Source organism: Stenotrophomonas sp. S4, from assembly GCF_054187805.2.
Window position 1 is genome coordinate 3,357,827 of record NZ_CM196188.1, and the last position, 18,177, is coordinate 3,376,003.

Here is an 18,177-nt window from a genome sequence, read left to right on the forward strand (position 1 = left end):
GAGTAGCGGCGCCGCCAAGGTCCGGGCAAGCCGACCTTCGGACCGTCACTGCCGGCGGTTAACATTGGGCTATTCATCACAAGGGCTGGACCATGGATCCGATTCTGCTCGGCAAAGGCATTACCGACGATATTGCCGTCACCCTGCTGCCGAAACTTGGCAACCGCCACGGCCTGGTGGCCGGCGCCACCGGTACCGGCAAGACCGTGACCCTGATGACGCTGGCCGAGGGCTTCTCGCGACTGGGCGTGCCGGTGTTCCTGGCCGATGTGAAGGGCGATGTCTCCGGCCTGGCCGTGCCCGGCAGCGGCGCCGAGAACCTGCTCCAGCGCGCCGCCGAGATCGGCGTGGCCGACTATGCGCCCGCCGCCAGCCCCACCCTCTTCTGGGACCTGTACGGCAAGCTGGGCCACCCGGTGCGCACCACCGTCAGCGAAATGGGCCCGACCCTGCTGTCGCGCATCCTCGAATTGAACGACACCCAGGCCGGGGTGCTCGACATCGTGTTCAAGCTGGCCGACGACCGCGGCCTGCTGCTGCTGGACATGGACGACCTGCGCGCCCTGCTCGGCCTCGTCGCCGAGGAGCGCAAGGACATCTCCACCGAGTACGGCCTGGTCAGCGCGCAGTCGATCGCCGCGATCCAGCGCTCGGTGCTGCGCCTGGCGCAGGACGGTGGCGAGAACTTCTTCGGCGAACCGGCGCTGGAACTGGCCGACATCATGCGGGTCAACCACGACGGCCGCGGCATGATCGGCATCCTCGCCGCCGACCAGCTGGTGCTCAAGCCCAAGCTGTACTCCACCTTCCTGCTGTGGCTGCTGTCGGAGCTGTTCGAGCAGCTGCCGGAAGTGGGCGACCTGGACAAGCCGAAGCTGGTCTTCATCTTCGACGAGGCGCACCTGCTGTTCGACGATGCACCGCCATCGCTGGTGCAGCGCATCGAGCAGGTGGTGCGCCTGATCCGTTCCAAGGGCGTGGGCGTGTATTTCTGCTCGCAGTTCCCCGACGACGTGCCGGGCAACATCCTCGGCCAGCTCGGCAACCGCGTGCAGCATGCGCTGCGTGCGTTCACCCCGCGCGACCAGAAGGCGGTGAAGACCGCGGCCGAGACGTTCGTGCCGAACCCAAAGCTGGACGTGGCCAAGGTACTGAGCCAGCTCGGCACGGGCGAGGCCCTGGTCTCCACGCTGCAGGACAAGGGCGTACCGATGCCGGTACAGCAGACGATGATCGCGCCGCCGCGCTGCCGGATGGGGCCGATCACCGACGCCGAGCGCGCCCAGGTGCGTGCCGGCAGCCCGGTCGGCAGCCGCTACGACACCGCGATCAACCGCGAATCGGCCGCCGAGCTGCTGGCCCAGCGCGCACAGAAGACCGTCGAACAGGCGCAGGCGCCGGCCGCGCGCAGCCGCGAGCAGGACGAAGCACAGGAAGGTGGTTTCGGCCAGGCGATCAAGGACGCGATTTTCGGCACCAAGCGCCGCCAGGGCATGATCGAAACCATGGCCAAGCAGACCACGCGCACCGTCGGCACCAAGCTGGGCAACCAGATCGTGCGCGGCATCCTCGGTGGCATCTTCGGCGGCAAGCGCTAGCTGCCCCTGCTGGGGTCGGATCCCTTTCCGCTGGAAAGGGATTCGACCCCACTCACCCATCGCTTCCCCTCGAAAAGAAGTCGTATTGCATGTCGCGTTGGCGTCCCCCCGCAGAAAAAAGCACGGCCCTGATCACCGCCTCTGGGCATGCCCGACTGAAGGCCGAACTGGATGAGCTGTGGCGTGTGCGCCGCCCGGAGGTGGTGAAGGCGCTGGCCGCCGCTGCCGCGGAAGGCGACCGCTCCGAGAACGCCGAGTACACCTATCGCAAGAAGCAGCTGGGCGAGATCGATCGCCGCGTGCGCTACCTGACCAAGCGGCTGGAATCGCTGCGCGTGGTCGATACCACGCCGACCGATCCGCAGGCGGTGTTCTTCGGCGCATGGGTGGAGCTGGAGAACGTGGACAGCGGCGACACCAGCCGCTACCGCATTGTCGGGCCGGATGAGACCGATGCCGGCCTGGGCTGGATCAGCATCGATTCCCCCCTGGCGCGTGCACTGCTGAAAAAGCGGCTGGACGACGAGTTCTCGGTGGAGCTGCCCGGCGGGCAGTTCACCTTTGCGGTGATCGGGGTGGAGTACGCGCCTGTGTAGCGTCGAGTCATGCTCGAACTCGCTGTACATGTAGAGCCGCGCCCATGCTCGGCTGATGGGCAAACGCAGCCGAGCATGGGCTCGGCTCTACAACGGCAGCGGCGGCAACGGCGGCGGGTACGCGCGTTCTGCACGCAGCGGGCGGAAGTAGTCGGCATTGCGATAGAAGGCGGAATCCTGCACGTCGTGCCAGCCGGGAATCCCGGCCAATGGCAGGGGCCGCAGCTGCAGCGGATCGGTCACCGCCCTGCCCTCGGCAATGGCCTCGGTCACCGCGTCAATGCAGGCAGCATCGGCATCACCCTGCACCACCACGCACTTGCCCACCAGCAATCGCCCTGGCAGCAACGCCTGTTCCATCAGCGCATGCCCGAATACCGCGGCAATGGCGATGTCACCCCCCTGCCAGCGCGTTGGCTCGAACAACGCAGGCCAGTCATGCCCATCCCACGCACGCAGCAATGTGTCATCGCGCACACGCACGATCACGCCGGTTTCGTCGAACTGGGTCAAGGCGGCCTGCGCGCGGTTGCGCTGGCCGGGTGGCATGGCCTCGATATGCCGGCATTGCTGCGCGTTCAGTGCACGCTTCAGCTGCGGATGGGAGGCCCACACCAGTGCATTGAACAGGTCATGCCAGTTGTCGGCACGGGTGGCGATGCGCCCCTGCGCGATGCGCGCCTCGTAATGCAGGCCGTCGGCCAGCAGCGCGGCATCCTGTTCCACCAGCTGCCAACCCGGCAGGGACAGGCGTGCGTCAAGTGCCGCGATGGACGGCCAGTGGGGGCCAACCAGAAGATCACGGACGTCCTGCAGCCCGGCAAACAGCGGGTGCCCGAACACCTGCGGATCGACCGCCGCACGTGGCGGCGGTACGAAGCGGCGGACGCCGCTGCCGTCACCGGCGGCGGCCGTCGCTGCGGTCACAGCATCTTGAGGTCGAATGCCGGGCGGGTAGCGGCGGGCAGCGCGTCACCGTACAGGTCGTGCTCGTCGCTCTCGGTGATCTCCACGTCGACGAATTCGCCCACGCGCAGCGGAACCTGGTCCGCATTCTGGATGTGCACCAGGCCGTCGATCTCCGGGGCATCGGCCTTGGAGCGGGCCACGGCGATGTCGCCTTCGATGGCGTCGACCAGGCACTGCTGCACGGTGCCGATCTTGGCCTCCAGGCGCGCGGCGGAGATCTGTGCCTGCTTCTCCATGAAGCGGGCCAGACGCTCCTGCTTCACTTCCTCCGGCACAGCATCGGGCAGATCGTTGGCGGTCGCCCCCTCAACCGGCGAATAGGCGAATGCGCCCACGCGGTCCAGCTGCGCTTCGTCGAGGAACGACAGCAGTTCTTCGAACTCGGACTCGGTCTCGCCCGGGAAGCCGACGATGAAGGTCGAACGCACGGTGATGTCCGGCGCAATGCGGCGCCAGTTCTGCACGCGTTCCAGGGTCTTCTCGACCGCGCCGGGGCGCTTCATCAAGCGCAGGATGCGCGGGCTCGCGTGCTGGAACGGGATGTCCAGGTACGGCAGGATCCGGTTCTCCGCCATCAGCGGCACCACCTCGTCCACGTGCGGATACGGGTAGACGTAGTGCATGCGCACCCACGCATCCAGCTCGGACAGGCCTTCGCACAGCGCCTTCAGGCGGGTCTGGTAGGCCTTGTCGCGCCACATCTTCTCGGCGTACTTCACGTCCACGCCGTAGGCCGAGGTGTCCTGCGACACCACCAGCAGTTCACGCACGCCACCACGCACCAGGCGCTCGGCTTCACGCAGCACCTCGTCGACCGGGCGCGAGACGAGCTTCCCGCGCATCGACGGAATGATGCAGAAGCTGCACTTGTGGTTGCAGCCTTCGGAAATCTTCAGGTAAACGTAGTGCCGTGGGGTCAGCTTGATGCCGTAGTCGGGTACCAGGTCCACGAACGGATCGTGCTTGGGCGGCAGCGCTTCGTGCACCGCTTCCATCACGCTCTGGTAGTCCTGCGGGCCGGACACCGCCAGCACGTTGGGGTACGCCTCGCGGATCTGCTCCGGGCGCTTGCCCAGGCAGCCGGTGACGATGACCTTGCCGTTCTGGTTCATCGCCTCGCCAATGGCATCCAGCGACTCGGTCACCGCCGAATCGATGAAGCCACAGGTGTTGACCACCACCACGTCGGCCGAATCGTAGGACGGGACGATGTCGTATCCCTCCGAGCGGAGCTGGGTGAGGATGCGCTCGGAATCGACGAGGGCCTTCGGGCAGCCAAGGCTGACGAAGCCGACTTTGGGGTTCAGCTGGGACATGGAATCGCGGGACTCTGGGGGCCTGGGCCCCTGCCGGCATGGCAGGGGGTCCTGGGGGCCGGGGCCTGAAAGGGCGCCAGTATACCGGGGTTCGGGGCGGGGCCCTGAATCGCTGCTCCCGCCGGCGGACCCTGGCCCGTGAAGGGTCAGTACCCGGTCACGTCCAGCACCACCGCGACCGCCCGGTCTCAGCCAGCGGCTGATTCAATGGGCAGCGCTTCTTCCACCTCGATCGCCTCGAACCGGTACAGCGCGCCAAACTTCAAGGCGTACGCATCCAGCGGCGATACCGGGATCACCATCTGCGGAAGAAGGTTGTCGCCCTCCGGCCGGAAATGCAGATTGACCACCCCCGACTGCTCCACAGCGCGGGTCAGCAGGACGAGACGTGCGTTGAACTTCATGTTGGATCTCCAAAAAAAATGGGCCGCATCCACCGGCGGCCCGAACGGTTTTCATGCAAGGCACTCACCGCGACGGGCAGGCGCGCGGTTCACCACACGCCCATGCGCACACGCAGGCGTCCGGCTTCGTCATAGACCCGCCAGTTGCCATCGCTGTACTCGGTGCGGCGCCCGCCACCGGGCGCACTGACACTGAACGCATCCGCCACCACATCGAAACGCGAGACCTGGCCACTGGACGCCAGCTGCACGCCGCCTACCCGGCCGTCGGCACGAACGTTCACCGACCATTGCGCGGAAGACTCGGTGCCTCCGGCCGACCAGGTGGGGGGGACGGTGGCCGACGCATCCACCTGGCTCAGCATTGGGCGGAACATCCAGAAGTACGGCGTGTCTCCACCGGTACCGATCACGATCACGCGGAAGCGAGCGAAGGACGCTGTGGCGGGCGCTTTGGTGATCAGGAACGTCCGCGTCAAGCGGTCGAGCGTGATCGGCGTTCCGGTATCGCTCCTCACGCCAGGGCTGTGCACCAGCCCCAGATGGTTGCCGGCCGCATCGAAGAACGTCATCTCCAGCTTGGCTTCCACGCGATGAGTGTTGATCCAGGCGGACGCGCAATAGGTCTTGCCGCCCTCGATGGCGATGTCGTACTCGGTTCCCCACCACGCCATTTCGCCTGCCGCGACGACGCCGGGTGTCACCGCGCCCAGTCCGAATATCCCCTTCGGATGCCAGCTGTCATTGCCGGTGGGGTTGCCCAGCTCGGACCAGCGGGCGTTCGGGTTGCTTCCCCACCCCCACCCCGAGCGCTGCCAGAAGGGGAATGTGGTGTTCATCAGCAGGTTGCCGCCTGCGCCGAGGTTCTTGACCTGCGCCTGCATGCTGGTCACCACGGCAGCGTCCGCCTTGCCGCCCAGTGAGGCCTGCACGCCGTCGACCCGCCCGGACAGTGCGGTCAGCTGCGTACCCTGCTGGCTCACCTGGCTCTTCAGCTGCGAGAAGCCGCTGGCCGAGACGTCGCCCACCTGGGTCTTGAGCTGGGTCAGGTCACGCGCCGTGGTGTCCAGCTTGCTGCCCTGCTGGCCTACCGAGGTGCTCAGCCCACTGATGGCCGAGGCATTGGCATCGTTGGCCACCTGGTCGGTGATGTCATAGACCTGGACGCTGTCCACCCGTACCTGGCCGTTGTCGGGGTGAGCATAGATGTTCAAACGCCAGGCATCGATGCCGCTGTTGAAGGCATCGAAGTCGAACGACCGGGTCTCGAACGCCTCTACTGCGAACACCGCACGCAGATCCTGGTAGGACTGCTGGCCGGCCGCATTCTTGCGATAGATCCGCACCAGCAGATTGTTGGCACCGCCGGCACCGCAGGCGCGGACGATCACCCGCAGGCGGCGCGCGCCGTTGATCGGCACCCATTTGCCACCATTGGCCTGCAGGGTCGGATTCACGTTCGTGTAGCGGTTGAGCAGCACACCTGGGCGTCCATCACCGTTGACCGTGCTCCACACCGCGCCATTGGCGGCCGCCGATGCCGTCCAGCCACCAAGCCCTTCGGCGAAGTCGGGATTGGGCAGCAGGCCGCTGCCGGTGTTGAGTACGCCCTTCAGCCCACTGGACAGGTCGGTGATCTGCTGAGCCTGCGCATCGACCTTCGTCCCCTGCTGATCAACCTTGGTGGTCAGCGCGGTCACTGCAGTGGCCGTTGCAGCGGCGCTCTGCTGCGCGGCGTAGGCGTCGGTGACATCGATCATGCGGATGTCGTCCACCTGCACGCGCACGCCCACTTCGCGCGCACCGCTTCCTCCCGGGATGCTGACCAGCATCCGCCACTTCGCCGCAGACGCGGCGGTATTCATGTAGCCGCTGACCTTGGTCCAGCCGTCCTTGCGCAGGGAGGCCAGTGCGTAAGCCTGCAAGGGCCACGAATTCTCCGCGTTGGCTTCGTTCGTGGTCTGCCAGCCCACCCGGATCGAGCCACTGGTCGGCTGGATGCTGTCTGGATGCAGGCGTGCGTAGTACTCCACGTAGATGCGGCGATTGCCGGTGATGGGGGTCCACTGGCCGAAGTACATGTCCGCATTGGTGTTGGGGCTGGTGTTGGCCGCAACGTTCACATCCAGACCACGCTCACCGGTCCGGCGAGCATCGGCGCGGGCGGTGTAGATCGTGCCCGCCGCACTGCCCAGCAGCTGGCCGTCCTGGAACGTTTCGAACCCACCCAGCGGGAACAGGCTGTCGCTGCCATTGAGGACCGATTGCACGTCCGACTGCAGCTTGACCACATTGGACGCACTACTGGTGACACGATCGCCAAGCTGCACCACGTCGCTGCGCAGGTTGGCGATGGCCGTCGCGTTGCCGGCGATGTCCTGCGCATCGGTGATGTCGTAGAGCTCGACCCGGTCGAACAGCACCTTGCCGCCCGCGTTGGTCAGATGCACCTGCGGCATGATCTCGTTGCGATCCTGCGCGGCAGACCATTCGGCCGTGTAGGTTTTCCAGGCTGCATCGGACAGGTTCAGCGTCACGTCGGCATGGCTTTCGCCCCCTCCGCTGGTCCGCACGCGCAGCCGGCAGACCAGGGTGGCCGTCGCATTGTCGAAGGCGCGGGCGATCATCACCAGGCGGTACCGCCGCGACCTGCCGGCAACCACCGGCAACCACCGCGCATCATTGGCCGTGATGAAGGGGTTCTGCCCGGCCTGGGGACCATGCGTCATCAACAGTGCGTCACCACTCTGGCCCGATGCCTTCACCCACTCCACGGTGTTGGCCGACACGGTGCGGGTCAACGTCCACCAGGCGGCACTGCCAGCGAAGGAGCTGTTGCGCAGCACGTTGTCGCTGCTGGTCACCGAGGTCTCCACACGCGCGGCCAGGCTGGTCAGGCTGTCGGCGGCGGACACCAGGTCGGTACCGAGCTTGCTGACGTCGGTGCGCAGCCCGGTCAATGCTTCCGCATTGCTCCGCGCCGCGCGATCGAGCATCGACGAATCCTGCGTTCCGGTCGGCACGCCATTCAGCACGGTGACGGTCATTTCCACCCACATGCCGGTACGGCCGGTCTCCGGCAATGGCGACAGGATCTGCCTGCCACCGCCGGCCCCGCTCCTGCGCCGCCCGATCATCACCAGCATCCGCGACCCCGACAGGGCCGCCAGGTTCTCCTGTGACAGGCCCGCATCCAACAGGCGGGTGCGCAGGCCGCCGGTGTCAGCGTTGCTGGCGCTGCTGATCGCCCCGACTGCGTCGGATGTGTAGGCAATGAAGTACTGGTTGTCCTTCAGCGTCTGGTCGTACCAGGTGTTGAAACGGGCCGACTCGCTCTGCAGGTTGCCATGGGTATCGAACACCGCCGTATCGGTGATGCTGTTGTCCGCATTGATGATGCCGACCCGTAGCCCCCGGTTGGCGCCCATGCCCGGCACGATACTGCCATTGGCGCGGTATACACCCGATGCGCGGGGGCCACCTGTAGGCGAGGAAGCGATATGTGCGTTGGCGATGATGTTGTAAGCCACCATGTTGCCAATGCCCGAGGCCAGCCGCGTGACGTTCTCAGCGGCACTGGCCAGCTTGCCATCGATCTGTTCCACCTTGGTCGACAGGCCGCTGACCGCCGCAGCGTTCGCGTCGACATCGGTTACATCCTCCACCCACAGATCGTCCAGCCACAACGTGCCGGCCGTGCCATTGCGATTGATCGTGACCTTGATGCCCTGCACCGTTCCCGTGGGCGGCAACGTCACAAAGGTCTCGGTCTTGACCCAGTCGGCCGATTTCGGGAACGACTGCGTTGCGCCGCCCATCAGGTTGCCGTTGTGGTCGGCGACGCGCAGCTTGGTGTTGTCGGCGGTGCCGTCGAAGTCCTCGCTGGTCCGCGTCCAGCACGACACGCGATAGCGACGGCCGGCGGTCAGGGTGATGACGCGCCCCTCATTGACTGCGGCGCTGACCACCGTATTGCTTCCCGCTGCGTAGGGCTCCGCCTTCCAGCACAGGCTGTTGCCGCGCCCCTCGCGCACCACCGATGCTGCGGTGGTGTTGAAGAACGTCCAGCCGGTGCCAGCGCCCAGGTTGAAGTCGCCATTGAGCGCGAGGTTGCTGCCCGCGCCCATCACCGCTTCCATGCGACTCTTCAGTTGCACCAGATCCTGGCTGCTGCTGGTAACCCTGCCATCGAGCTGCCCGACTTCGGTCTTCAACGCATTGAAGGCGCTGGATCCGATCTTGTCCCCCATCGTGGCATCGAGGCTGTCCACGCGCCGCCCCAGTGCCGTGTCAGCGGTCACCATCGCCTGCTGCAGGCTGCTGACACTGGCACTGGTGGCCAGCGCGCCGGTGCCTGCCGGCATGCGTGCCTGGAGTGCCTGGATCGACTGCGCGTTGACCTGGTCACCACTCAACCGTGCGGTCTTCTCCGCCGCAATCAGGCCCTGGCTGACCCCCGCCAGGTCACCGCCCTCGTAGCTGCCCCGCATCTGCACGGCCAGCGATTCGCGCCGGCCCGCTTCGCTGCTGTCTGCCGCGACGCGTGCAGTGGCTTCGTCCTGCAGCATGGCCACCGACGCACCCGGCGTCGGGCGACCGATCGCCACCCAGTCCAGCAGGAAGTAGTGGGCGTCGGTCTGCGCCTTGGACAGGTCCAGGCGGATCTGGTCGACGACGGTCCCGTTCCACGGAATGTTGTCCACATCCAGCGTCGCGATGCCGTTGCTGTCATAGCTTGGCTCCGCGAACTGCACCATGCGTGCGTTGTCCCACGACTGGCCGGGACCGTTCCACAGCAGGCGCCCGTCCCAGGCAGGACTGCCCACCTTGCGGATGCGCAGCTTGACGAAGCGATGCGCCGCGCCTTGGACATCCTGGCCGCGCGGGCTCGTCACGAAGGCATCGCTGGCATGGTTGGCCGGGCGCAGCCAGCCCTCCACCAGCGTTGGACTGCCACCGTTTGCCCCCCACCCTTCGACGCTGCTGTCGAAGTACCAGATGCGCTTGCTGTCGAACTGCACGCCACTGCCCGCCGACAGCTGGCTTACCATGCGGGTGAGGTTCTCCACATCCGACCGGCGTTCGCTGGTTTCGCGGGTCACCGCTGTAGTCAGCTCGGTGCGGGTATTCAGGTCGCCGGCGGCACGATCCAGCACTTCGCGTGCCAGGCCATCGGTGTTGGCCTTGAGCGCCTGCGCCTGCTGGTCCAGCCGTTCGGCCTGGCCGGCAAGCCGTTGGGCGCTGGCGGTGATCTGATCCTGCAGGCGCAGCGATTCGCTACGCAGCGCCTCGGCGGCACGGGTGGCGGCGGCCAGGTCGCTGTCGATGCGGGCGTTGATTTCCTTGCCCAGGTCCTGCTTGACCGATTCAACCACACCGCCGATTCCCTCCAGCGCCTGCCCGGTATTGCGCCCCAGCGAGCGCCGCAGGTAGCGGGCACCGACGGACAGCACGCCAGCGGTGTTGCGACTGCGGCAGGCAAACGTCCAGCTGCCCGCCGCTGGCAGTACGGCTTCGATTGCGGAGGTGAAGAAGCCACCGGCATCGCCCAGCGGGGTCATGTGCTCCCACAGCGGATTGTCGATGCTGCCGGCGGTATAGCGGATCTCCACGCCAGCGAAATCAGCCGACTGCACGGTGTCGCTGGAGAAGCCCCACACATAGCGGCGCACGCCACCGCTGAGCTCTTCGATGTCGAACAGATCGACCAGCACCGGCGGCGCATCAGCGCCCAGCGTGGTGTACTGGGTAGACACGGCAACGCCGGCACGGCCATCGGGGCTGTATGGACGAACGACCACCGGATAGGTGCCCGCTCCGGGAATCGCCCAGCTCGCCGACCGCGTGCTGGTGCGTGCCACTTCCTCCAGCGCAGCATTGCCGTCTGGATCGGACAGGACCCGCGTTTCGCCGGCCGGGCCACTGATATCGAAGCTGGCCTGCAGTTCGGTGTGCATGCTGCCACCGCGGCTGACCTGGCGCTCGACCACCTTCAGATTGCTGGCCACCGGCCGGGTCTGCAGCGAGGATTCATTCGACGGCGGCACATATTGGCCGGTCCGCACGTAGTGCCAGAACTCGGGCCCCTCCTGCACCACCTCCACGGCAGCGCCCTTCAGGTCGCCCTCCGGGCGTATGCCGGTCACCCGCACGCGGGTACCCGGCGTCTGCTTGAAGTCGTAGATCCAGATCGTGTCGTGTGCAGGATTGCCGTCGTCGTGGCCCGGCAGCGGTGCATCTGCCGGCCACGGATCGGCCAGCACCAGCCTGTCACTCGGCTCCGTGCCCGGAACCACGCGCAGTACGCGGTAGACACGCTCGCCCGGAATGCGCAGGCCGATGAACGCACTGCCCAGCGAGGGTGCCGGGACCGTCTCGTCCAGTTGCAGCGTGGCAACGCCTGCAGCGTCGACCGCGGCACCGATCAGGCGGCCACCGAAGCCCCACTGGGTCAGGTCGTGCTGCAACGCCAGCACCGACAACCGCGAGTAGGCCAGGTGCTCGATGTCGGTGCTGTAGCTGATCGACTTGTACTGATAGACGCTCTGCGCCAGATGCCAACGCGCCAGCATCGCGGCATGGGCTTCGGAACTGACGCCCTCACCGGTGATCTTGGCCGGATTGAGCATCACCTCCACGCCCGGTGCCGGCACGCGCAGCGTCGCCGCCTTCCAGGTTCGGCGGTCCAGGTAGCTGTACTCGATGCCGTCGGCAGCGTTGGCCAGGGTGTAGTCAACCTGGAACTGGCCCTTCTTGATCGTGGCCATGTTGACCACGCCGGAAAGGGGTTGCTCGTCGGCCGCCCAGGCCACGCCCAGCCGGCCCTTGGCCCAGGTCACCTGGCCGAAGCCGGCCAGCGCGATGGCGTCGAGCACGGCCTGGTGGCTGCGCACCTCGGTGAGCCAGTAGTCGTAGCCCAGCGCGTTGTCCGCGCAGTGCAGCATGAAGGCTTTCAGGCTTTCAATGTCGATGCGCCGGTCGGCCATGCCCAGGCCGGCGATACGCTTGCCGTTCTCATCATGGATGCCACGCGCATAGGCCAGGATCTGCGCGCCGGGGTTGCTGGTTTCCTCGGTCACCCAACCGGCCGCATCGCCCTTCCACACCGGAATCGGTCGCGCATGGGCCACGCAGCGGATCTCATCCGGGGTGCCATTGAGCTGGCCGGACGCCTTCATCTGCAGCCCGATGGCAGGAATGCCGGCATGGCTGGCGTCGTCGCGCTGCACGCTGACCAGCGTGGTCCAGGTGAAATTCGCCTGCGCGCCACTGCCATCGGTGTTCTGCCCTGCCACGCGTACGCGCACGTCGTACTGGCCCAGCTCCACGTCGCGACCGTAGCTGACGCGGCGCGCCTTCTGCGTGCGTCCCACGACGCTGTAATTGCCGAACGACTGCCATGCATCGGAGCCGACCGGCCGGTACTGGATCTGGATCTGCTCGCGGTTGTCCTTGTCCTTGCCCTTGGACGTGGTATCCCACAGCCGGAACTCGATGTTCACCTGCAGGCGCAGAGTGTCAGCGGAGCTGGTGCGTTCCACCCACGGGCTGGCCATGTGCTTGGCATCGCTACCGGTATCGAGCAGCTGTGCACCTTCAATCACATCGGCGTTGCTGTACAGCGGAATCGCTTCGTCGGGCATCTGCGGGAAGCCGCGGAACCAGGTGCGCACGCCCTCGTAGCTGGACAGCGCCGAATCACCGTTCTGCAAGGCCTCTACACGGCCAACGTTGATGCCCGGGCTGAGGGTCAGGCCGACATACTGCTCATCGCCCTCGAACCAGGTATAGGGGCGGCTGATCAGGTCCGGCGCGAGGCGAGTGGAACCGAACAGCAGGCCCAGCGGTTCATAGGCGCGCACACGGTTGCGCGGCGCTGCCAGGGAGTACGCAGTGTCGGCGACACCGCCACCACCCCCTGCACGGGGAGGCTTCGGGCCCAGCACCTTGTTGATCAGCACGCTGCCGGCCACGTAGACCGCCGACGCCAGCGCAGTACCGTAGGTGGCGCTGAGCCCCGCGACGGCGCCCGCGCCCCAGGCGGAACCGGCCACCAGCGTGCCGATGCCGAAGGTGAAATAGGTCAGCGCGATCATCGCCACCAGCGGAATCACTGCCTTGCCCACCACGCTGCGCACTTCAATAAGCTGGCCATGGCGCGGTCGTACCTGCATCCACTGCTCGCGCGGCACCTCCAGCCCGTCCACGCAGACCTGCCATGCGCGGCCATCGAGCCCGTCCACATGGCGCATGAGGAACGCGTACAGGCTTTCACCCGGGCGCAGGTCGACCGGCACGTTGCGTTGGCCATCCAGCAGCACCGGGTGCGGGGTGATGATGAGGCGGCCGTCGACCGCCGGTTGTGGTGTCAATTCCATGCGTAGTATCCCTCGATCCTCAGCCCAAATCCGGGCAGGTCACGAACGCGGTGCAGCACGCTGCAGCCGTTCGTTTCGTTGCTGTGCAAGACCCAGCCCTCATGGGCCAGGAAAAAGAAAACCCCGGCGTGGCCGGGGTTGTGTTGTCCGCGTTCGATCATCAGTACCAGGTCGCCGTCCTGTGGAGGGCCCTCGCGGGGTACCGCCTGCGCACGCGACAATGCGCCCAGCTCGGCCGAGCCGCGCCGCCCGCGCGGCCGGCGTCCGGGCAGTGCCACTTCACGGGCGAACAGCGCCCGCTGCACCTGCATCACCAGGTCGGCGCAGTCGTACGCCGCTTCGTCATAGGGGATGCCCACCCATCGCTCGACGTCGACCAGGCGCATCAGAAGATTCCCGGCAACGTGAATGGATTGGCATGCAGCAGCACGGCCTGCTGGCGCATCAGGAAGTCGACACCACACTGGGCACTGACCGTGCGCGTGTTGACCGACACCTGGGTCATCGGCAGGTCGTACTCGGCCTCGATGGCATCCGGATCGGCGCGATCGGTCAGCATCAAGCGTGCGGTCACCATCTCTCCGGGGGCCAGCCCTTCCAGGTCCTCGGTGAGTGCGCGGCCGATGTTGTCGATCACCAGCTGCGCGCGCGGTGCCTGTCCACTGACATCGTCGGGAAGCTGGAAGCCGAACGGTGCGGCAATGAACTCCCTGCCGTTGCTGGTCCAGTTGACGTTGTCGTTGACGATCCGCAGCACCTCCGGCATCGACGGTGCCGACACTTCCAGCAGCATCAGCGGTCCCTGGGTGTCGGCCAGGCGCTGGCGGCGCTCATGGAACGAACTCATCGCATGTACTCCAGTACAAGATCACGCTTGGAGAAACGGAACCGGGTGTTCAGTGGCACCAGGCGGCCGATGCCCTGCGGGAAGCGGGCACTGATCGGCTGCCCGGTCCGCGGGTGCTCCATCGTGAACCAGCCGACGCGACCGACATCGTGCAGGTACCACTCTTCGAATGCCTCGGCGTCAGCCGCGGTGCGGAACTGCACCGAGGCGTATACGTTCTTCATCACCCGGCTGTTGAGCGCGCGCATCTTGCTGGGGCCGCGCTCCATCTCGGTCCGCTCTTCCGAGGCAACGATCTCCTCGCCGTAATCCGCAAAGCGGATTTCTGCATACTCTGGCCAACTGCTCATCCCACTGCCTCCGTCCATCCGTATCGGGCCCGTCCAATGGCGCCCAGCTCACCACCGTTGAGGCTGTCGCCCACGATGTCGATCACCAGTCGCCGCACTTCGCTGCCATCGGGCATGCGCTGCCGCTCTTCCCGGGTATTGACCCGGCTTTCGCCGTAGTTGTTGATTTCCACATTCATCCCACCCTCGCCGGCGTGGGCGATCGGCACCTGCACATAGCCCCCGCTGTCACCACCGGACAGGCCATTGCCGGTTCGCAGCGAAGCGCGCAGGGCAAAGAATGCCGATGGGCCGCCGAGCGCGGCCATGTCTTCCTGGCTGAGCACGCCCTCGCCTTTGTGGACGATGCCGGCCGGCTCGTACTTGCCCCCCGGGCCGGTGTAGCCGCCGATGGAAAAGCCGGTGATCTTCGGCCCGAACATCTGCCCGATCGAACTGATCAGCCCACTGACCATCTGTTTGGCTGCCACGCGCGCCAGATCGGCGATGATCGAGTCGGCGAGGTCGGAGAAGGACAGCTTTCCGGTCTGGGCAAACTTGACCAGACTGTCTTCCAACCCGCCCAGTGCATTGCTGAAGACGCCGTGGCTCAACTCGGCGGCATTGGCTGCGGCATCGGCATAGTCCTCGAACGCCCGCATCGCGCCGTTCTTCCAATCGGACTGGTATGCCTTCTTGTTTTCCTGGAACTCGGCCTCGCGTTGCAGTGACTGTTCATGGAATGCATCGAGCTCGGCCAGCTGGGCCCTGTAGCGCTCCGACTCGATGACCTTGCCGTCTTCACCACGTGACTCGTCGTCCAGCGCACGCTTTCGATTGTCCCGGTCCTCATCCAGTGCGGAACGGCGCTGCATGCGATCCACGCTCGCTGCGCCATGGCCGATGGCGAACAGCTCCTGGTCGTGTCCGCGCTGCTGTGCCTGCGCCGCCTGCTGGAGCTCCCGCTGCAGCTTGAACAGGTCCTGCTGGGCTTTCTTCGACGCTTCAGCGGCCGCCGCCTCCTTGGCCAGGGCCACCGCGGCGTCCAGCGAGGCCTTCACCCGCAGTTGTTTCTGCTCGCCGAGCTTCTTCTCGGCATGCTCCATCTCGTCAAGGAGGGTGACCTGCAGCTTTTCCGCCTCTGTCATCCCCTCCTTCAGCTTCTGGCGCACCCGGTCCTGGGCGATCTGCTTCTCGATGCGATCCATCAGCCCGGCGTACGCATCAGCCTGCTCGTTCAGGCCCCTGACCGACTGCTGGGCGGCCTGCTGCTGTTCGCGGAACTGGGCCTTGCGTTCGATGTCGGCCTTCTTGCGCGCGGCGTCCCTGTTGAACTCGGCACGCTGGGCCGGGTCCATCTTGTCCGGGCCACCTCTGGCGTTGATCTCCGCGCCGCGTTCGGCCATCCAGGCGGCATATTCGCCACGGGTCAGCCGGATCCACTCGACTTCGTCCCGCCACGCTTCTCCGCGCATGGCGCCCAGCATGCCGTTGAAGGCATCGGTTGCCTTCAATGCGTTCCATTCCGTCGCACCCAGAGACGCGATGAGCTGGTCAAGCGTCTGGTTGTCCACGTTCTGGATGGCCGTGGCAATCGCATTGAACAACTTCTCGTCAAGGGAGCCCCGGATCGTTTCTTTCAGGCCCCGGAACTTCTCCTGGACCGGCGCGACCTCCGCCTGGAACGCTTCCAGGTTCGCCCTGGCCTTCTCCAGCTCAGCGTAATCCGAGGCCGCACTCAGGCCCGCACCTTCGCGTCCCGATCGCTGGCCATTACTCACTCGACCTTCCCAATGGACGACCGAGCCCTGCAACGCCTTCTCGCGCGCCTCCAGCTCGCGCAGCGCCTTGGCCTGCTCATGCAGCGTGGCGACCGCCTGCTCCAGGGGCAGCGTGCCCGCCCCCATGCCGAGGCCGGCCTGGTCCATCGAGAACGACATCTGCTGCAGCGACTGCATCTGCTCCTTGTACTCGGCGCGCGCACGTTCGGACGCCTTGACCATGTCCACGTACGCTTCGCCCAGCTTCTGCACCGACGCGATGGCGATGCCCCATGGGCCACCGGCGGCCGTCAGCAGGCCGCTGCCCAGCTCCTTCAAGCCGCTGCCGAGCACATCGCCGCCGACGTTGGCCTTTGCCTTTGTCCCGGCCTTGCCCGTTGCGCCCTCCGGTGCCGCATGCACGCGCGCCAGCGCGGCGGCCGTCCGCTCGGCCTCCGCGCGCAGTGTCTTGAGATTCTGCGTCGCCAGGCGACTGGCCTCCGCCATTGCGGTACGGAAGCCCGTCGTATTGACCCGCAGTACTACGTCTAGATTCTGGTTAGTGGACGCCATACGCGTTCCTCCAAGAATGATGAGGGGCCCCGCAGGGCCCCAGGTTCGATTGCATGCCACACATCGGAGAAGCACTGCCCTGCCCCGCCCGGAATCACGCCGCAGCGTTGCGTCGCGATGCGCTGCCGAACAGTTCAAGCAGCTGCTGCGAGCGCTCCTTTGCCGCCTTCTCGGGCGAAGTGCGGGGACGCACCAGCAGGAAGTCTTCGGCAGTGGTCGTATTGCCGTGCACCTGCGCCAGCACGCTGGTCAGCTGGGCGAGCATCCCCTGCAGGGGCTGGTCCAACGGCTCCAGGCGTGCGAACGCGTACATCTCCGAGAGCTGGCGGGAAGTCACTCCCGCCAGCAGGTGGTCCGGATGCGGGAGGCCCAGCCTCCACGCGATCCGGAACTGAAGCCGGCGCTCAGGCCGGCGGATCAGTTTTTTTCCAGCTCTCCCACGGCCGCATCGCCGAGCGCATTGAGCGTCTGTGCGACACGGAACACGCGATCCAGCGCCGCGGCCGATTTGGTGCCCAGCTGGGCCACCTCATGGTCGGAGAACAGGCGCTCGCCCATTTCATCGACCAGGCACAGGCCGACGAATCGCGCACGGAAGTCATCCACCTTGGGCGTGTCGCCGCCATAGGTCTCCTGCTCCCAGCGATCACGGTCGCGGGCCGACATCATCGCCACGCGCACGTTGCCGCCCCATTCGGGTACGGCGACGTCCTCGTGCCGGCGATCCTGTGCGTCCAGGATCTGCTGCTTGCCCAACAGCATCACGGGGTGCCGCCAGCGGCCACGGTGACCAGCGCGAACTCACGCGGCAGCAGGTCCGCAGTGAAGGTCAGCACCTGGTTGGTACCCGGGGCCACGTTGAAGGCGGCGACCTTGGCGACGAAGGTGGCCGCATCGCCGGTGGGCAGCACCATCAGGAAATGCAGGTCGGCATCCGGATCGGCGTCGCGCAGGATCTCCTGGCCTGCCGAGCTGCCGACCGGCCAGCGGTGGCCGGACACCTGCACGGCCTGGCCGCCGGACAGGCCCGCGATGTTCTCCATCTGCTTCGAACGCAGGTTGGTGGCATCGAGGGTGTTGGCCTGGCCGCGGCCGAACGGGAAGGCAGTCAGGCCGTCGATTTCGGTATAGCCGGCCGGATTGTTCGGCGCGGTCGGGGCGGTGCCGGCCTTCACGTACAGCGCGGAGTCCTGGGCGGAAATGGCTTGATTGATGGACATGGTGTTGAATCTCCTGGAAATGAAAAAGCCGCCTTGCGGCGGCTGGGGTTCGGGGTGATCAGGCTCGGGGCTGCCTGCAGTGGGTCATCGTGGCTGGCCCGTCACAGCCACCGGTTGCGTGTTGCGATCGGCAACACGCGGACAACAAAAAAGCCCCCGGCTCGCGCCGGAGGCTTGTATGTCATCG

The 18,177-nt window shown here is 66.3% G+C and carries 13 protein-coding genes; 2 read left to right on the top strand and 11 right to left on the bottom strand.

All coding sequences use genetic code 11. The annotated features are described in order from the left end of the window. Positions 1–92 precede the first annotated feature (92 nt). Both ACUZUJ_RS15840 and greB read left to right on the top strand, forming a co-directional pair. Complete coding sequence (locus tag ACUZUJ_RS15840; protein WP_014037980.1) at positions 93–1,598, top strand: helicase HerA-like domain-containing protein; 1,506 nt, start codon at positions 93–95, stop codon at positions 1,596–1,598. 89 nt (positions 1,599–1,687) lie between these two features. Continuing rightward, positions 1,688–2,194, top strand: a complete 507-nt coding sequence (gene greB, locus ACUZUJ_RS15845) for a transcription elongation factor GreB (protein ID WP_014037981.1) — start codon at positions 1,688–1,690, stop codon at positions 2,192–2,194. 87 nt (positions 2,195–2,281) lie between these two features. Here greB and ACUZUJ_RS15850 read toward each other — a convergent pair whose 3' ends face one another. The 11 genes from ACUZUJ_RS15850 to ACUZUJ_RS15900 all read right to left on the bottom strand — a co-directional run bounded on the left by ACUZUJ_RS15850 (position 2,282) and on the right by ACUZUJ_RS15900 (position 17,990). Next, positions 2,282–3,121, bottom strand: a complete 840-nt coding sequence (locus ACUZUJ_RS15850; protein ID WP_119006574.1) for a DUF3025 domain-containing protein — start codon at positions 3,119–3,121, stop codon at positions 2,282–2,284. Continuing rightward, entirely contained in the window at positions 3,118–4,479 is a 1,362-nt protein-coding gene (gene rimO / locus ACUZUJ_RS15855; RefSeq protein WP_458220485.1) for a 30S ribosomal protein S12 methylthiotransferase RimO, read from the bottom strand. The genes ACUZUJ_RS15850 and rimO overlap by 4 nt, the downstream gene beginning before the upstream one ends. 188 nt (positions 4,480–4,667) lie before the next feature. Then, on the bottom strand, positions 4,668–4,883 hold the full coding sequence (locus tag ACUZUJ_RS15860; RefSeq protein WP_049445590.1) for a hypothetical protein: 216 nt from the start codon (positions 4,881–4,883) through the stop codon (positions 4,668–4,670). A gap of 89 nt (positions 4,884–4,972) precedes the next feature. Beyond that, the gene (locus tag ACUZUJ_RS15865; protein WP_458220486.1) at positions 4,973–13,261 is read right to left on the bottom strand and encodes a host specificity factor TipJ family phage tail protein; all 8,289 of its coding nucleotides are present in this window, start codon (positions 13,259–13,261) and stop codon (positions 4,973–4,975) included. Further along, complete coding sequence (locus ACUZUJ_RS15870) at positions 13,252–13,647, bottom strand: hypothetical protein (protein ID WP_049445594.1); 396 nt, start codon at positions 13,645–13,647, stop codon at positions 13,252–13,254. The genes ACUZUJ_RS15865 and ACUZUJ_RS15870 overlap by 10 nt, the downstream gene beginning before the upstream one ends. Next, complete coding sequence (locus ACUZUJ_RS15875) at positions 13,647–14,108, bottom strand: DUF1833 family protein (RefSeq protein WP_014037987.1); 462 nt, start codon at positions 14,106–14,108, stop codon at positions 13,647–13,649. The genes ACUZUJ_RS15870 and ACUZUJ_RS15875 overlap by 1 nt, the downstream gene beginning before the upstream one ends. Beyond that, positions 14,105–14,458: a hypothetical protein gene (locus ACUZUJ_RS15880; protein WP_014037988.1), complete on the bottom strand. Its 354-nt coding sequence runs from the start codon at positions 14,456–14,458 to the stop codon at positions 14,105–14,107. The genes ACUZUJ_RS15875 and ACUZUJ_RS15880 overlap by 4 nt, the downstream gene beginning before the upstream one ends. Then, positions 14,455–16,830 carry a phage tail tape measure protein gene (locus tag ACUZUJ_RS15885; RefSeq protein ID WP_233490794.1) on the bottom strand — a complete coding sequence of 792 codons (2,376 nt, stop codon included), beginning with the start codon at positions 16,828–16,830 and terminating at the stop codon, positions 14,455–14,457. Before ACUZUJ_RS15885 ends, ACUZUJ_RS15880 begins: the two co-directional genes overlap by 4 nt. A gap of 34 nt (positions 16,831–16,864) precedes the next feature. Then, positions 16,865–17,107 (bottom strand): phage tail assembly protein T, encoded by a 243-nt coding sequence (locus ACUZUJ_RS15890; RefSeq protein ID WP_233490795.1) that lies wholly within the window; start codon positions 17,105–17,107, stop codon positions 16,865–16,867. 80 nt (positions 17,108–17,187) lie between these two features. Further along, positions 17,188–17,532, bottom strand: coding sequence for a hypothetical protein (locus ACUZUJ_RS15895; RefSeq protein WP_014037991.1), 345 nt, complete (start codon positions 17,530–17,532; stop codon positions 17,188–17,190). Continuing rightward, a complete protein-coding gene (locus ACUZUJ_RS15900) occupies positions 17,532–17,990 on the bottom strand; it encodes a hypothetical protein (protein ID WP_014037992.1) in 459 nt (152 codons plus the stop codon). Before ACUZUJ_RS15900 ends, ACUZUJ_RS15895 begins: the two co-directional genes overlap by 1 nt. Positions 17,991–18,177: the final 187 nt, after the last annotated feature.

Bases quoted from the DNA above. Each gene is read 5' to 3' on its own strand.
- ACUZUJ_RS15840 (WP_014037980.1), top strand. From the start codon at position 93: ATGGATCCGATTCTGCTCGGCAAAGGCATTACCGACGATATTGCCGTC.
- greB (WP_014037981.1), top strand. From the start codon at position 1,688: ATGTCGCGTTGGCGTCCCCCCGCAGAAAAAAGCACGGCCCTGATCACC.
- rimO (WP_458220485.1), bottom strand. From the start codon at position 4,479: ATGTCCCAGCTGAACCCCAAAGTCGGCTTCGTCAGCCTTGGCTGCCCG.
- ACUZUJ_RS15860 (WP_049445590.1), bottom strand. From the start codon at position 4,883: ATGAAGTTCAACGCACGTCTCGTCCTGCTGACCCGCGCTGTGGAGCAG.
- ACUZUJ_RS15865 (WP_458220486.1), bottom strand. From the start codon at position 13,261: ATGGAATTGACACCACAACCGGCGGTCGACGGCCGCCTCATCATCACC.
- ACUZUJ_RS15870 (WP_049445594.1), bottom strand. From the start codon at position 13,647: ATGCGCCTGGTCGACGTCGAGCGATGGGTGGGCATCCCCTATGACGAA.
- ACUZUJ_RS15875 (WP_014037987.1), bottom strand. From the start codon at position 14,108: ATGAGTTCGTTCCATGAGCGCCGCCAGCGCCTGGCCGACACCCAGGGA.
- ACUZUJ_RS15880 (WP_014037988.1), bottom strand. From the start codon at position 14,458: ATGAGCAGTTGGCCAGAGTATGCAGAAATCCGCTTTGCGGATTACGGC.
- ACUZUJ_RS15895 (WP_014037991.1), bottom strand. From the start codon at position 17,532: ATGCTGTTGGGCAAGCAGCAGATCCTGGACGCACAGGATCGCCGGCAC.
- ACUZUJ_RS15900 (WP_014037992.1), bottom strand. From the start codon at position 17,990: ATGTCCATCAATCAAGCCATTTCCGCCCAGGACTCCGCGCTGTACGTG.